The organism is Pyrinomonas sp., assembly GCF_040289685.1.
In the GTDB taxonomy this organism is placed as follows: Bacteria; Acidobacteriota; Blastocatellia; order Pyrinomonadales; family Pyrinomonadaceae; genus Pyrinomonas.
In genome coordinates, this window is sequence record NZ_PSLQ01000024.1 from 9,807 (window position 1) to 24,575 (window position 14,769).

Consider the following 14,769-nt stretch of genomic DNA (forward strand, 5'->3'; position numbering starts at 1 on the left):
CTGCCGATCCCATGACGCCTATCTTCAGCAAGCGTGGTGACGCCATCGCCCTATCTTTTTCGGTGCTTCTCGAACCATCCGCGCAAGTAGAGTATTTGCCACAATCTGTTGGACGGGTGGCGCGGTCCGAGCGGTGCGTTGAAACCGTGATACTCGTCGTTCAAGCGTACCATCACCGTCTCGACTTTGCGCATCTTGAGAGCGCGGTAATATTGTTCGGTCTGCTCCATGGGCGTGCGAAGATCGAGTTCGCCCGTCAGCAACATGGTTGGTGTGCGCACGTTCCCAACGTATGCGAGCGGCGAACGGCGCAGGTGCTCTTGCGGATCTTCCCACGGGAGCTTCTTGAAGTTGTAGTACCAAGACGAACCATCCGTCGTGCCGACGAAGCTGTACCAGTTGACCACCGGCTTCATCGCCACCGCCGCGGCGAAACGATCCGTGTGACCGACGATCCAAGTCGTCAACACGCCGCCGCCAGAACCACCGCAGACGAACAGGTTGCGTTCATCGATGTAGCCGCGCTTGATGACCTCATCGACGCCGCGCATCAGATCGACGTAGTCTTCGCCAGGGTAGTTGTTCTTGATGGCGTTGCCGAACGTCTGTCCGTAACCGGTCGAACCGCGCGGGTTGGTGTAGAGCACGACATAACCCTCGGCGGCGTGGTTTTGAAACTCGAAGTTAAATCCGACGCCATACATCGCGTGCGGCCCACCGTGAATGTAGAGGATGAGCGGGTACTTCTTGCTCGGGTCGAAGTCGGGCGGTTTGACGATCCAGCCTTGAATCCTGAAGCCGCCGACCGAATCGTACCAGATCTCTTCGACCTCGCCGAGCTTACGCCCTTCGAGCAGGTCGTCGTTGACCGCCGTCAAGCGACGAATCTCCGGACGCTGAACGTTGAAGATGACGACATCGCCCGGTTGTTGCGGCCCTGCGAGCACGCCCACGGCCGTACCGTCTTTGGCCATGGAAGTCACGACCAATTGGTGATTGCCTCGCGTGACTTGGCGCGGCGCGCCGCCGTTGATAGAGACGAACCACAAGTTATTCGTTCCGCGATCCTCAGTCGTAAAGTAGACGCCGCTTCCATCCGCCGCCCAGTGCAGATCATCGGGCGAGCGATCGAAATCGGGCGTCAAGACGCGCTTGTTTCCGCCATCGGCGTTCATCAAGTAGAGCTTCGAGACCGTGTAAGTATCATCAGTTTGATCGTAGCCCGTGTAGGCGATCAAACGCCCATCGGGCGAGACGGTCGGTTCGACGTCTGGTCCATCGCGATCGGTGAGCGGGCGAATCTCGCGCGTGCGCAGCGAGAGCTTGTAGATCTCGGTGCCATTACGCAAGTACTCAGCATCGGGCTTGCGCACGCCGCTGAAGACGAGCGTTTCGGCATCGGGCATCCATTCAGGCGCGCCGTGATTGTAGTCGCCATCGGTCACTTGGCGTGGCGTGCCGCCTTCAGCCGAAACGACGAAGATGTGCATGAAACCTTCGGGACGATAACCGGCACCATCGGCGCGGTAGTTCAAACGATCGACGACACGCGGCGGATCGATCCACTTGGCGCCATTCGGTTTGGACGGCAGCTTGACGTTGAAAGCGTTGCTCGCCGGGACGAGCATGTTGAAGGCTATTCGCTTGCCGTCGGGTGACCAGCGAAGATTGGAGGGCGGACGTTCAAGGCGCGTCAGTTGCGTTGTGTCGCCAGTGTCCATCCAACGAACGAAGATCTGTGCACCCGCAGGCTGCCCCGGCGCGACGTAGGCGATGCGCGTTCCGTCGGGCGACCATTGTGGTTGCGATCCTTTGACGAGAAACCGATGGCGACTCCCATCGACGTTCATGATCCAGATCTCATCTTCGTACTTGTCGTTGATCTTGTCGGTCCAGCGTCGCGTGTAGATGATCTGTCGTCCGTCGGGCGAAAGTTGTGGTGCGGCGACGTACTCCCAATCGAGAAATAGATCGAGCGTCAGACGATCCTTTTGCGCCCACGCGGTCATCGTGCACACAAGGACGAGCGTCAACGGGACGCAGAGTATGCTCTTTTTCATCTTCACATCCTCAGGTTTTGGGCGTTGGCAAAGCGCGACGTCGCTCACTGCGGAGCGCCCCAATCATAATGCGAAGCGCGCCGATTTGCGAATCCTGCGCGTCGCTTGCGGGATGGTCTCCGCCCGCGAAAAGTTCTGCTTGGCCGAAAGGTAGACTCTCTCCGTTTCGCTTCGAGCCAAGGGATCTGTGTGGCACATCACTGCCGCCCGACGCTGCGCGAACCCTTCGCATCGTTCTGACCTGTCATCGCTTTTTGACCGATCATTTTGCACGCTGGCGTGCGAAGCGCGTCGTGACGTGAGCCTTCACCACAGCGCTAAACTCAACGTTTCAAATCAATTAAGAGCGAGGCGCGGCGTTGGCGTGCGGCTGGCACGGGGCTTGTTTAACGAAGAGGCGCGGCTGGCAGCTTCCACTGCGAAGCTCACGGACCCACCGCACGGGGGCCGGACCAGCCGCACGGATTTGACAGATCATGATCGAAGACGCGCGACGCGACATCTTCGAGATCCGCTGTGCTCACCCTGTCCGCGCAGGCCGAGAGTCCCGTTTGTTCGATGAGCCTGCCGCTTGCCCCGTCCGTCGCCGAGGGCGAAGGAGCGCATTGCCCCGCGCCGCGCTCTCGGCGACTGACTTTTTCGATCCCTCGCGGCCCTTGGACCGATTCTGTTCGCCCCTTGAGCAGAGATGATGAAGAGTACCTCACAAAAAGACCGGAGCGCGAAACAGCGCTCTGCCGCGAGCGGAAGGATGGAACGACTGCGCGTTCGTTCCGTCTCATGGTTGCTTGCAGCAGCCATTTCGATCGGCTTGGTTGTCGTTGTCGCTATGTTGAGCGATGGCTTTACCGTGCGCTTCGATGGCGCACACGCGGCGCTTGCCGTTGCGATCTTCGGCGTGACCTATACGGCCTACAGGTTCTGTTGCGAGCGGTTCGAAAAAGCAGCGCAACGCGCCGCCTTGCTCGAAGAGCTATACCTTGCGACGCTCGAATCGCTCGCCGCCGCCATCGATGCCAAAGACCAGATGACGCATCATCACGTGCGACGCGTACAGATCTACGCTGCCGGCACGGGACGCGCGCTCGGGTTGAGCGACCAAGAGATCGAAGCGCTGCGCGCCGGCGCGTTGTTGCACGACATCGGAAAACTCGCCGTGCCCGATCACATCCTGAACAAGCCAGGGGACCTGACCGTCGCCGAGTTCGAGAAGATGAAAGTGCACACCATCATCGGCGCGCAGCTTCTCGAAAGCATAAGCTTCCCGTATCCGGTCGTGCCCGTGATTCGCCATCATCACGAGCGTTGGAACGGAACCGGATATCCGGACGGATTGCGCGGCGAGCAGATCCCGATCACGGCGCGCATCCTCGCCGTGGTCGATTGCTTCGATGCGCTTCGTGAAGATCGGCCATACCGACCCGGCAAGTCGCGCCGCGAAGCCTGCGACTTTTTGCAACGGTACTCAGGTGTCTATTTCGATCCGCGCGTCGTCGAGGTCTTCCTCGAAAATCTGCCGCGTTTTGAAGCCGAAATCGAGGGGCACGGACTCGGCGTCGGCACGCGAAACGAACACGTCTCCCACGCGCCCTCGGCGCTCATCGAGATACGGCGCGCGCACCGCGAAGTCTATGCCCTTTACGAAATCGCCAGTTCTTTCGGGTCCTCTTTGCGCGTTGAAGACACCGCTGCCATTATCGCCGACAAGGTAGGTCACATCGTTCCGTTTGACACATGCGTCGTTTACGTCTATGACGACGCATGCAACTACGCGCGCGCGATGCATGCGGTTGGACGCAACGCCTCAGCCATCATGGGGCGGTGCGTAGCGCCGGGCGAAGGCATCATCGGGTTCGTGTTGGCCAATAGGATCGCCGTCTCCGAGTTGGATCCGATGATCGATTTCGCCGGATTGGGACTCGATTCGGACGACGTCTATCGCTCGGCCATGGTCTTGCCTCTTTGCAAAGAGGAACGACTGCTCGGCGCGCTGGCCATCTATGCCGTGGAGCCGAATCGTTACACGGAAGACCACCGTCGCTTGCTCGATACGGTAGCGCGCCTCGCTTCGGACGCGCTCGCCAACGCCCTGCATCATGCGATGGCCGAATCGCACGCGCTCACCGATGCGCTCACGGGATTACCGAACACGCGCGCCTTACAGATGCGCTTTGAAGAGGAGGCCGCGCGCACGCGCCGCACTGGACGCCCCTTTCAACTCATCATGCTCGATCTCGACGATTTCAAAAAAGTCAACGATACTTTCGGGCACAAAGTCGGCGATCAGTTGTTACGCGAGATCGCTTGTCGGCTGCAAATGCAATTGCGCGATTACGATTTTTTGGCCCGTTACGCTGGCGATGAGTTCGTCGCGCTGGTCCACGATCTGACGGCGGAGCAGGTTGACGACCTGCGACAGCGTATCGAGCGAACGATCCACGACTTTTCGTTCCACGTGCGTGGCAACGAACACGCGCGCGTCGGTGTGAGCATTGGCGCCGCAAGTTTCGGTCTCGACGGCGAAACGCTCGACGAGCTTCTGGTCGCCGCCGACCAAGAGATGTACACGGCGAAGTTCGCGCGCAAGCGTATGCGCGCACGTCTCAAGGGGGAATCGGGCGGTTCGCTCGCTTCTTCGGCGGTGAATTGAGATCGCTGAGGCGAGCGCTGGAACATGAGGGCGTCCTTGACAAAGGGGGAGAAAGAAGGCGAACAAGGGGCTTGACACGCGGCGGTTGCTTCGCTTTCAATCCGAATTAGCCAGTCTCTTCAGCGCTGGTGAGCTTCAGGCGCACAAGCGCCTCGATAGCGAGCGAAGGGAAGCATGGCAAACGGGACGGGCCGCCGCAACGAACGCGCCACCGTGCTCGTCGTCGATGAGTCGGCGGGCTTGCGCCATCGTCTGCAATGCGCGCTCGAAAGCAGCGGCTACCGCGTGGTCACGGCAACGGATGCGCCTTCTGCATTGCAGGTTTTTCATCAAGAGGTTTGCGATCTGATCATCCTCGCGGCGGAGCTTCGAGGCGTTGACGGCCTAGCGCTCTGCCGTTTGTTGCGAGCGCAAAGCATGGCCCGACGCACGCCGATCATCATCTTGGCCGAAGGCGATAGCGAAGAACAAAAAGTAGCTGCCTTTGCTGCTGGAGCGAGCGATTACCTCGTCGAACCGGTTGCCGCGCGCGAGCTGGTTTCGCGCGCCGCCGCCCATTTGGAAGCTGCGCGGCGCGAACAAGCGCTGGTCGGCACCAATCGAGAGCTGAGCTTTCTCGCCGACTTGGGGCGAGGTCTGCTTTGCGCGTTGGAGCCGGAACAGGTCATCCGCCGCGTTGCGGGCGCAACCTACGAGGGCACCAGCGCCAATCTGTGCGCCGCGTTCGCGGCTGGGCCGGAAGGCGAAACGGCTTGCGTCTTTGACCGCGAAGGTGCCGCTGGCGGTGAAGCGCTGCTGCGTCTGGACCGACTGCGTCGTTGGCTCGCACGCCAGCCGACGGCCCCGCTGCGCCTCGCGGACAAGCGACGCTTTCTCCTGCGCGACGATGCGCACGCGGTCGAATACGTCACGCCACTGCGTTTCGGCAGCCGAACGTCGGGCGCGCTCATCGTCGCCTTTGATCGCGCCACGGACTTCAACGAAAGCGAAGCGCGTCTTGCTGAGGCCGCCGCGCAATTCGCCGCGCTGGCACTACATATCGCCACGCTCTACGCGGCAGCGCGACGCTCTTCGGCTGATCTAGCGAAAGAAGTTGCTGCTCGAACCGCCGAGATCGAAGCGCAGCGCCGTTTCACCGAGGCCATCATCGACAACTTGCCCGTTTCGCTCTATGTCGTGGACCGCGATCTGCGGATCGTCGCGTGGAATCGGACGCGCGAGCTAGGCGGACAAGGCGTTCCGCGCCAAGAGGCGTTGGGGAAGACCATCTTCGAGGTATTGACCAAACAACCTCGCGAAGTTTTGGCGCGCGAGTTCAAGCGCGTCTTCGAAACCGGCGAGATCATCCGCGTCGAGCAAGAGACCGTTTCGCCCGACGGGGCCAAACGTCACTGGCTGGTCAGCAAGATCCCGATGCGCGTCGAAGGCGAAGAGATTTCGCACGTCATCGCTATCGGCGAGGACGTCACTGCGCGCATCGAAGCGAGCCGTGCTGTTGCGCGCGCTGAAAAGCTGGCCGCCGTCGGTCGTCTGGCCGCTGGGGTGGTCCATGAAATAAACAACCCGCTGGCGACGATCTCGGCTTGCGCCGAGGCGCTCGAAGCGCGCGTCGCCGAAGGCACCTTCGGCGACACAAAGGGCGTCGAGGATCTGCGTGAGTACCTCGGCTTGATTCGAAGCGAGGCATTTCGTTGCAAGGCGATCACCAACGGCCTGTTGGATTTCAGTCGCGCGCGCCCGGGCGAGCGCACTCCCGTCTCAGTCGCTTCCATCATCGCCTCGGCGGCTCGTCTAGTGGCGCATCAACAGCACAATGCGCGCATAGATATTCGCGTCGAGACGCAGGAGGGGTTGCCGCAAGTCTCCGCTGATCAAGGGCAGTTGCAGCAGGCGATCATCGCGCTTGCCACCAACGCCGTCGATGCCATGCCCGAGGGCGGCACGTTACGCTTGTCGGCCCGCCACGAGCAGGGGCAGGTCATCATCGAAGTGAGCGACACCGGCATCGGCATTCCGCCAGAGGCGCTGCCGAAGATCTTCGATCCGTTCTTCACGACCAAAGAGGTCGGGCGGGGCACCGGTCTGGGTCTGGCCGTCTGTTACGGCATCGTCACCGATCATGGTGGTCGCATCAACGTCGCGTCGAGCGTCGGCAAAGGGACGACCTTTACGATCAGCCTGCCCGCGCTCGTCGAAACTTGATCTCTGCCTTGCGCGCTTCTTCTCTTCGCCCTTCTCATCGCAAAAGAACTGCTGCGTCGAAAGATTTTGTGGTAAACTGCCGAGGCCCGGTTACGAAGCGCCGCTTCGGACCAAGCTTCGGCAGCCTGCCCCCGAAATCATCCGAACCGACGGTCTCGAACAGTTATGCAAAAGGCTCGATTGCTCGTAGCGGAAGATGAAGTGAATCTGCGCCTCGTCTTGCAGAAAGAACTCGAACGAATGGGACACGAAGTGCGCACCGCACCTGATGGCGAAGCGGCGCTCAAGGCGCTTGAAGAAGAAGCGTTCGACGTGCTCTTGTGCGACATCAACATGCCGCGCATGAACGGCATGGAACTTCTGCGCCGCGTGCGTGAACGGCCCAATCCGCCGGAAGTCATCATGTTGACCGGCTACGCGACGGTGGAAACGGCCGTTGAAGCGATGAAGCTCGGCGCTTACGACTACCTAACAAAACCTTACCGCATCGTCGAATTGGATGCGCTCGTCAGACAAGCGGCCGAAAAGCGCCACCTGCGCGTGGATAATCAGCGATTGCGCGCGCAACTGGCCCGCCAGACGGAAGCTCCGCAGATCATCCACGCTTCGGAAGCGATGCGTGAATGTCTGCGCCTCGTCGAACGAGTCGCGCAATCGGACGTCTCCGTCCTGATCACGGGCGAATCGGGAACGGGCAAGGAACTCATCGCGCACGAAATACATCGCTTGAGTCCGCGCCGCGAAGGTTCGTTCGTCGATCTGAACTGCGCTGCGTTGCCGTCCGAATTGATCGAATCGGAGCTGTTCGGCTACGAGGCCGGAGCTTTCTCCGGTGCCAAAGGCCGCAAACTGGGTTTGTTCGAACTGGCCGATGGCGGCACGCTGTTTCTCGATGAGGTGACGGAGCTTCCGTCGCAACTGCAGTCGAAGCTGCTGCGCGCCATCGAGACGCGCTCGTTTTATCGCGTCGGCGGTGTGCGCAAGGTGCAGGTTGATGTGCGCATCGTTGCGGCGACCAATCGCGACCTTGAGGCGGTGGTGCGCGATGGGTGCTTCCGTGCCGATCTGCTCTATCGCATCAACGGCTTCGAGATTCACTTGCCCCCGCTGCGCGAGCGGCGTGAGGACATCGAACCGATTGCGCGCCACTTGCTCAAACAGTTGGGCGGGCCGAACCCGCCGCTGCTCACTGATGAAGCGCTCGAAGCGCTGAAGAGTTACCACTGGCCCGGCAACGTCCGTCAGCTACGCAACTGCTTGGAACGGGCGCTCATTCTCGCCAGCGACGGACGCATCACCGTGAAAGACCTGCCGCCAGAAGTGATGGGCGCAGCGAAAAGAGCGCCGGTTAAATCTCTGCCGCCGACGCCGGTGACGCCAGCCCCGCTTCATGAAGTGGAGCGTCAGCAAATACTCGCCGCGCTCGAACGGACCGGTTGGCATCGCGGCAAGGCGGCAGAGCTTCTCGGCATTTCGCCCTCGACGCTCTACCGTCGTTTGCGCGACTACAAGCTTCTGCGCCGCATCTGAGTCCGTTGTTCGTCATCGCGTTTGACCCGCACCAGGAGAGCGGAAAAGATCACGGTCCTTTGCGCGCGCTTACCATGCCCGCACCGCAGTTTCGGCGCGGATGAGAAGCGAAACGTGACGTCGTCATGCAGCGCGCGGCGGGGTTGGCTTCAGCGCAGACGAGAATGAAAATGGTGACGCGAAGGACCGAACCGAACGATCCTTCGCTTCCTCTTTCTTCGAATTTCAGTTCGTCCGCCGGCGACGACGACGCAGATACAAACCGGCAAGCCCGCTTCCCAATAGAGCCAGCGTCGTCGGTTCGGGCACGGGGCGCGTTTCAATCGTCAGGCTGATGCCGTCGTTGAAGTAGTGGCAGTCGGGATCGAAACCGAGGGCGAAATCGTTTCCGTTAAGGATGTAATTCTGCAACGCTTGCAACTGCGCCGCGGTGAAAACGTAGACGAAGTTCGTCCCTTGGTCGCCGGGGACGTTCGGGTCGTAGTCTTTCAGGAAAGACTGTTGAGTGAGTTTGGTCATGCCCGTGCCGGAAGCGAGCAGCCAGTTGCTATTGCTGTGGTAGCGCGCGTTGGCGAAATCATCGGTGATATCCATGACTGGCGCGCTAAAGCTCGGATCATCAACGAAGGAACGAACGCCGCTCCCTTTGGCCGTGTCCAAAAGGTAGATGAAGAGCATGTTGGGGTTGTTGTCCCAATTGCGTATGTTGTTGATGCGCAACGTCGCGCTCGTGACCACCTGCCCGTTCAAGTTCACGTTGTCGATGCGCCAAGTATAGACGTAGTGGTGGTCCAGATCCTCTAGATCAGCCGGGGTGGGAGCAAAACTCAGTGTATCTGCCGAAACTGTGCCCGCAATGAGAAGCATCAAGGTCGGGACGAGTAGAGAAAGACTCACGAACTTCACAGTCTTGATCCTCCATTCTTCTTGATCTCTTTTCGGGTTTTAGAACGCGCTGGCCCGACGGCCTCGAGAGCGCAAAGACGGCACGTCCTCATCATGCGCGACTTGTCCGCTCAGGCCATTGGCAAGCCTCGCGCTAGTTGCTGGAATCTGCTTTTCAGGGAAGTCCTTCGCCTCGATGGAGGAGCGAGGGCGCAAAAGGCCATCGCTGCGAGCAAAGAGGCTCCTTGCCCTGAGTTTCCTTCCCTCTTCAACACGAGGAGAAAGTCGCAATCGAGAGCGCTTTCCAAAAATCGGCGGCAAAACGCGCTCCATTACGTTGCGCCGACCTTCGGGTGTGAGCCGGACCAATGCGCCGTGCTCGCCGGAAAATCGGCGGCGAAACACGCTTCGTCGTGTGGCCGATGGCGTTGGCGTGAAGAGTCGACCGCGCCTCGAATCGCGGTGGCAATCGCTTTCGAAGCTCTTTTTCGCGGGCGGGGGTCGGGACGAATCGCGCTTCTCGCCAAAGTGGCGATCGCTTTCAAAACCCTTTTTCGCGGGCAGGACTTGCGCGTCGGTTTATGATCTCTCGCGCAACCGTTGCGGCCGGTTTCAAGGCCCTTTTTCGAGCGCAGAGCGGTAGCGGTCCGGAATCGGAACGGCGCGCCGCGCATCCAGATCCATGCAGACGTGCACCACTTCGGCGTGCACCGCCGTCTGTTCGTCGCTCCCGCGCTCGATCGTGTAGGCGAGCGCGAGCGACGAACGGCCAAGACGCGCGACGCGGACCCGCACACGTGCGCGGTCCCCATAGACGAGCGGACGCAAGAATTCGGCGCGCACGTTGACGCTCGGAAGACCGAGGCGCTCGCGTTGGACGAAGTCGGCGTAGCTCGTGCCGCAGCGCGCGGCGAAGAACTCTTCGAGCGCGACGTGAAGGTAGTGGAAGATCACGGGCGAATAGACGATTCCCGCCGGATCAACGTCGCCGAACCGAATCTCTATCTCCGTCGAAAAGGTCATGGGCCGTTGGTTCGGATGATGTGTGGTTTGATTCGCCTGCACGAACCAGCGCGACTGTTCATTGTCGGAAAAGCTTTTCCGCGCGAAGCGGCATCAAGCGTTGCGCCGTTCAGCGGTCGAGTGAAACGGGCAACTCCCTTCCGCGTGATCGAGCGTCAGGTGCGTGCGCGCTTCCCACAGCTCGGGAAAGAACTTCTGGTCCAGCGTCGTGCGCAAATAGTTGACTCCTTCGGAGCCTCCCGTGCCGCGTTTGGTCCCGACCATGCGCTCGACCATGCGGACGTGATGCGCGCGCCAGAGTTGAAATTGCTCGTCGTGTTCGATCAAACTCTCGGCCAGCATGAACTCAGCCGGGAGTCGTTCATGGTGCGTGAGGAGTTCGACCACAGCTTGCACGCGGCGCCGGTATCTTTGCCGACGCGCCGTCTCATCGAGAGTCGGATCATCCGGCGGCGCATCGAATCCGCGACGACGCAGAAGCGCGAAGAAGAGTTCGCCGAGCGTAGGGGCTTCGAGCCGCGCGCGCAGCCGTGCGAGCGCGAACTCGTCTTCTTCAAAGCAGGCAAGCAGCCCTTCGTCTTTGAGTCCCGAAGTGAACTCTATTTCGCGGAACTGCGTGGATTGAAAGCCGCTGGCCGGCTTCAGGCGGTCGCGGAACTCGAGGAAGCCGAACGGCGTCATCGTTTCGAGCACGTGAAGCTGCGCGAGCAGGATCTTTTCGATTTCGATGATGCGTCGCAACGCGCGCACAGCGGCGAAAAGCCGATCCTCCTCGATCTGCCGCGCGGCGGCGTCCAGTTCATGTAGGATCTGCTTGAACCACAGCTCATAGGTTTGATGAACGGTGATAAAAAGCAGTTCATCATGGTGCGCCGGTTCGGAAAGACAGATCTGAAGTTGGATGAGATCGGGCACGCGCAGATATTTGTTGTACGAAAGGGGGGCATCGTGACCGTACTCGGCGCGCGGTTGCCGCCTTGCATTCATTTTTCCGGCGCTGTTCCGCTGGTCCACTCGCTTTTCGTCTTTGCCGCTTGAATCTTTCATGGTTCGTGCCTGCTTTCTGGTTGCGCGCCTAAAAAGCCGCGCTGGTGGCGTCTTCTTGAGCGTAAGCGCGCGTTTCCAAGATGCGTCGGATCTCGCGAACGGCGATCTCCAGTTCTTCGTCTTTGGTGTAGAAGTGGGGCGAGAGGCGAATGCCGGCCCCCGGTCTGTAATCGACGAGGATTTCGCGGCGAATGAGTTCGCGCGTGACCGCGGCGCCGTGTTCGACGTCGATGGTGACGGTGCCGCCACGTTCTTCGCGGCGGCGCGGCGTGTTGAGGCGAAATCCGGCCTCTTCGGCCAAACGGATCAGCAGCTCCGTCTGGCGTTCGCTCTTCTTGCGAATGGCGGCGACGCCGATCTGATTGATGATCTCATATCCCGTGCGCGCTGCGTAGAGGGCCGGAATGGATGGCGAGCCGTGAAGAAACCGTTCGATGCCGCGAGCGTAGCGCATCGGCGGCGGTTCGAAAGCGAAGGGTTCGGCATGCGCCATCCAGCCCGTAACCTTGGGTTCCAACCCGTGCCAGCGCGGGTGAACGTAGAGGTAGGCCGCGCCCGGCCCGCCGCACAACCATTTGACCGAGCCGCCCGTGGCGAAATCGACATCGAGTTCTTCGACGCTGAACGGGACGGATCCGGCAGATTGATACGTGTCGAGCACGACGATGGCGCCCACTTCGTGGGCGCGGCGCGTGATGGCGCGCGCGTCTTGAAGAAAAGAGCTTTTGAAGAGGACGTGCGAAATGGGAACGAGCAACGTCTCTTCGTCGATTGCCGCGAGCATCCGCTCGAGCGGCACGGTGATGCCATCAGTTGACGGGACGCGCACGACGCGAAATCGTCCCGTGCGCGCGTGAGCTTCGTAGACGTACATCACCGACGGGAATTCGAGTTCCGAATAGACGATCTTGTTGCGGCGGCCCTGCGGCTCAAAGCAGGAGAGGATGATCGATTGGCAGACCGATACGTTCTGATGCATGACCACCGTGCCGGGCGGAGCGCCGATGATCCGTCCGACTTCGTCGCCCACCGTGCGCGCCATCTCCCACCACCCTTCGGCCCACGCACGCACGCCGCGCGTCGCCCATATCTCCGCGTATTCTTGCAAGCGGTCGCGCGTTGCGCGCGGCATCGCGCCGAGGCTGTGCGAGACGAGATAGACCGTGCGTTCGAGAATAGGGAACTCGCTTCGCCAGTGAAGAAGGTCGTCCATGGATTTCAACTCCGTCGCGGTTTCGCAAGGCGGCTCGCTTCGACTTTACACCAAAAACGGGGCGGCGAACAGGCCGTTTGGCGGGAATCTCCCCGGCTCTCTTTTGGACGAGCGGCGCGTTTGCAAAGAAACCACTAGCGCAAGCCAGAATCACGAATCGCTCGCGATCCACAATGCATGTGGCGCGGTTTTGAGAGCGCGCGTTACATCAGCAAGCGCAGGGCGAAGAGTCCGCGCCGCAGCCTCGCGATGACGTGCGATGCGGCAAGCGAGCCGATGTCGGCAGCGGTCGCTTCGACCATGACGCGATGAGCGATCTCGATAACGAAATCCGTCGCGTATTGGTCCAGCGCGGCCTCTTCCGGTTTCGTGTCGCGCCGTTGCGCGGCTTCATAGAGCAGAAGGCGTGCGGCGCGCAGTTCCGCTTCTAATCTCCCTGCGCGTTCTCCGCGCAGGCCGCATGCCGTTGCCTCGGCGAGCGCGCGCTGCGCCATGCCGCAGGCCGCCGCCGCGTGACTCAAGCGGAAAGCGTTTGCCGTTGCGAGCAACAACCGTTCGCCATCGCCCGGTTCTCCGATCATCTCTTCGACCGGCGCGCGCAGCCCATCAAATTCGATATCGGCTACGGGGTAACCAGCTTCCATCTGTTGGTTCTTGGCGATCACCAAGCCGACCATGCGTGCGCCGATGACCAAACTCAGCAGCGCCTCTTGCTCGTCGCGCGCAAAGATGAGGTAGAAATCGGCGAGGCCCGCGTTCAACGTGAAAGGTGCCGTGCCGCGCAACAAGTAAACGTCGTCGACTCGGCTTGCGTTGGGCGTCATCCCTCGTGGCCACGAGATGGCCGCCACAGCCCGCCCCGAGGTGACGCGCGACAGCCAGAAGTCGCGTATGTGGTCCGGCGCGGCGAGCGCGAGCGGATAGCAAGCCATCCCTTGGGTCGTGAAGACGTAATCGGCAAGCGGCGATGAGCGCGCCAGCGCTTCGCGCACGATGCACAGAGCGCGCACGTCAAGCGGCGGCATCGGCAGTGCGACGGCGTAGCGGAGCAGATCGGCTTGCGCCAGCAGCCGCGCTACGTCACGACATTCCGTCATGTCGGCCGCGTGCGGTTCGATCTCGGCGGCGACAAAACGCGCAAGGCTACGCGCTAACCGTTCGTGATCTTCGCTAAACGTCTCCGGAAACTGAAAGCTCATCGCTCCGGTCGTGCGTTCGCACAAAGCGGCGCATCAATGGCCGGTGAAGCGCGGTTGGCGCCGTTCCAGAAAGGCGCGCACTCCTTCGCGCGCGTCCTGCGTTTGAAAACAGCGCAGTTGGGCTTCGAGTTCGTACTGCATCATCTGCTCCAACGAGGCGTGATCGCTTGCATAAACGGCATGCTTGGCTGCTGCGATCACCGCTGGCGGCGCGGCGCGCAACCTTTCGGCCCAGCGTCGCGTCTCCGCCTCTAACTCTTCGTCCGCGACGACACGGTTGACCAAGCCAAGCCGCCAAGCCTCTTCGGCTCCGACCGGATCACCGAGAAAGAACATTTCGCAAGCGATGTTGGGCGGCACGATGCGCGGCAAAAAATAGGTCCCACCCCAATCCGGGTGCAAGCCGAGGCGGACGAACGATTGCGCGAAAGTGGCCGAACGAGCGGCCAGACGTATATCACAGGCGAGCGCGAGATTGCATCCGGCGCCGGCGGCTGGACCGGGGATGGAAGCGATCACCGGCTTCGGCATCTGCCTGATTGCCGCGACGACGCGTCGCCCAGCGCCGAGCAAGCGCGCGAACTCTTCCGTGTCGCGGCGTTCCATCAGCTCGGCCATCGCCTCGACGTCGCCCCCAGCGCAAAACGCCTTGCCCGCTCCGGTGATGACGACGACGCGTACGCGCGGGTCGCTTCCAGCGCGCTCCAAGATCTCCGCTAGATCGCGCCGCATGTGCCCGGCGAAGGCGTTCAGCCGTTCGGGCCGATCGAGCGTCACGGTTACGACGCCCGATTCGCAAGAGATTCTGATGTGTTCGAACATGGCGTTGACAAAGATGATGAACGGCGGGCCCGAGCGGTTCCGCCGTTGGTTCGGAATTTTCGGCTCGGGCGAAGGTCAGGCGCAGTTCGGTTGCCAGATTTGGTCGCTCCCGCTTTTCCGCCCGAGCCTTCTCCGTTG

10 protein-coding genes are annotated in these 14,769 nt (G+C 61.1%); 3 read left to right on the forward strand and 7 right to left on the reverse strand.

Features of this window, described 5'->3' with window-relative positions; all coding sequences use genetic code 11:
* Window positions 1–50 precede the first annotated feature (50 nt).
* On the reverse strand, window positions 51–2,060 hold the full coding sequence (locus C4334_RS07140) for a prolyl oligopeptidase family serine peptidase (RefSeq protein WP_352431395.1): 2,010 nt from the start codon (window positions 2,058–2,060) through the stop codon (window positions 51–53).
* Window positions 2,061–2,811: 751 nt separating this feature from the next.
* On the opposite strand from C4334_RS07140, the gene C4334_RS07145 reads away from it, so the two are divergent.
* The 3 genes from C4334_RS07145 to C4334_RS07155 all read left to right on the forward strand — a co-directional run bounded on the left by C4334_RS07145 (window position 2,812) and on the right by C4334_RS07155 (window position 8,442).
* On the forward strand, window positions 2,812–4,710 hold the full coding sequence (locus C4334_RS07145; protein ID WP_352431396.1) for a diguanylate cyclase: 1,899 nt from the start codon (window positions 2,812–2,814) through the stop codon (window positions 4,708–4,710).
* A 174-nt stretch (window positions 4,711–4,884) separates the two neighbouring features.
* Window positions 4,885–6,912 (forward strand): ATP-binding response regulator, encoded by a 2,028-nt coding sequence (locus C4334_RS07150; protein ID WP_352431397.1) that lies wholly within the window; start codon window positions 4,885–4,887, stop codon window positions 6,910–6,912.
* A gap of 165 nt (window positions 6,913–7,077) precedes the next feature.
* On the forward strand, window positions 7,078–8,442 hold the full coding sequence (locus C4334_RS07155; RefSeq protein ID WP_352431398.1) for a sigma-54-dependent transcriptional regulator: 1,365 nt from the start codon (window positions 7,078–7,080) through the stop codon (window positions 8,440–8,442).
* Between the two features lie 225 nt (window positions 8,443–8,667).
* On the opposite strand, the gene C4334_RS07160 is transcribed toward C4334_RS07155, so the two are convergent.
* The 6 genes from C4334_RS07160 to C4334_RS07185 form a co-directional block, all read right to left on the reverse strand.
* A complete protein-coding gene (locus C4334_RS07160) occupies window positions 8,668–9,348 on the reverse strand; it encodes a PEP-CTERM sorting domain-containing protein (protein WP_352431399.1) in 681 nt (226 codons plus the stop codon).
* 591 nt (window positions 9,349–9,939) lie between these two features.
* Window positions 9,940–10,350 carry an acyl-CoA thioesterase gene (locus tag C4334_RS07165; protein WP_352431400.1) on the reverse strand — a complete coding sequence of 137 codons (411 nt, stop codon included), beginning with the start codon at window positions 10,348–10,350 and terminating at the stop codon, window positions 9,940–9,942.
* Between the two features lie 93 nt (window positions 10,351–10,443).
* Window positions 10,444–11,397, reverse strand: coding sequence for a tryptophan 2,3-dioxygenase (locus C4334_RS07170; protein ID WP_352431401.1), 954 nt, complete (start codon window positions 11,395–11,397; stop codon window positions 10,444–10,446).
* Window positions 11,398–11,425: 28 nt separating this feature from the next.
* Complete coding sequence (locus tag C4334_RS07175) at window positions 11,426–12,610, reverse strand: aminotransferase class V-fold PLP-dependent enzyme (RefSeq protein ID WP_352431402.1); 1,185 nt, start codon at window positions 12,608–12,610, stop codon at window positions 11,426–11,428.
* 203 nt (window positions 12,611–12,813) lie between these two features.
* Entirely contained in the window at window positions 12,814–13,809 is a 996-nt protein-coding gene (locus C4334_RS07180; protein ID WP_352431403.1) for an acyl-CoA dehydrogenase family protein, read from the reverse strand.
* 33 nt (window positions 13,810–13,842) lie between these two features.
* The gene (locus tag C4334_RS07185; protein WP_352431404.1) at window positions 13,843–14,631 is read right to left on the reverse strand and encodes an enoyl-CoA hydratase/isomerase family protein; all 789 of its coding nucleotides are present in this window, start codon (window positions 14,629–14,631) and stop codon (window positions 13,843–13,845) included.
* Window positions 14,632–14,769: the final 138 nt, after the last annotated feature.

Bases quoted from the DNA above. Each gene is read 5' to 3' on its own strand.
- C4334_RS07140 (WP_352431395.1), bottom strand. From the start codon at position 2,060: ATGAAAAAGAGCATACTCTGCGTCCCGTTGACGCTCGTCCTTGTGTGC.
- C4334_RS07145 (WP_352431396.1), top strand. From the start codon at position 2,812: ATGGAACGACTGCGCGTTCGTTCCGTCTCATGGTTGCTTGCAGCAGCC.
- C4334_RS07150 (WP_352431397.1), top strand. From the start codon at position 4,885: ATGGCAAACGGGACGGGCCGCCGCAACGAACGCGCCACCGTGCTCGTC.
- C4334_RS07155 (WP_352431398.1), top strand. From the start codon at position 7,078: ATGCAAAAGGCTCGATTGCTCGTAGCGGAAGATGAAGTGAATCTGCGC.
- C4334_RS07165 (WP_352431400.1), bottom strand. From the start codon at position 10,350: ATGACCTTTTCGACGGAGATAGAGATTCGGTTCGGCGACGTTGATCCG.
- C4334_RS07170 (WP_352431401.1), bottom strand. From the start codon at position 11,397: ATGAAAGATTCAAGCGGCAAAGACGAAAAGCGAGTGGACCAGCGGAAC.
- C4334_RS07175 (WP_352431402.1), bottom strand. From the start codon at position 12,610: ATGGACGACCTTCTTCACTGGCGAAGCGAGTTCCCTATTCTCGAACGC.
- C4334_RS07180 (WP_352431403.1), bottom strand. From the start codon at position 13,809: ATGAGCTTTCAGTTTCCGGAGACGTTTAGCGAAGATCACGAACGGTTA.
- C4334_RS07185 (WP_352431404.1), bottom strand. From the start codon at position 14,631: ATGTTCGAACACATCAGAATCTCTTGCGAATCGGGCGTCGTAACCGTG.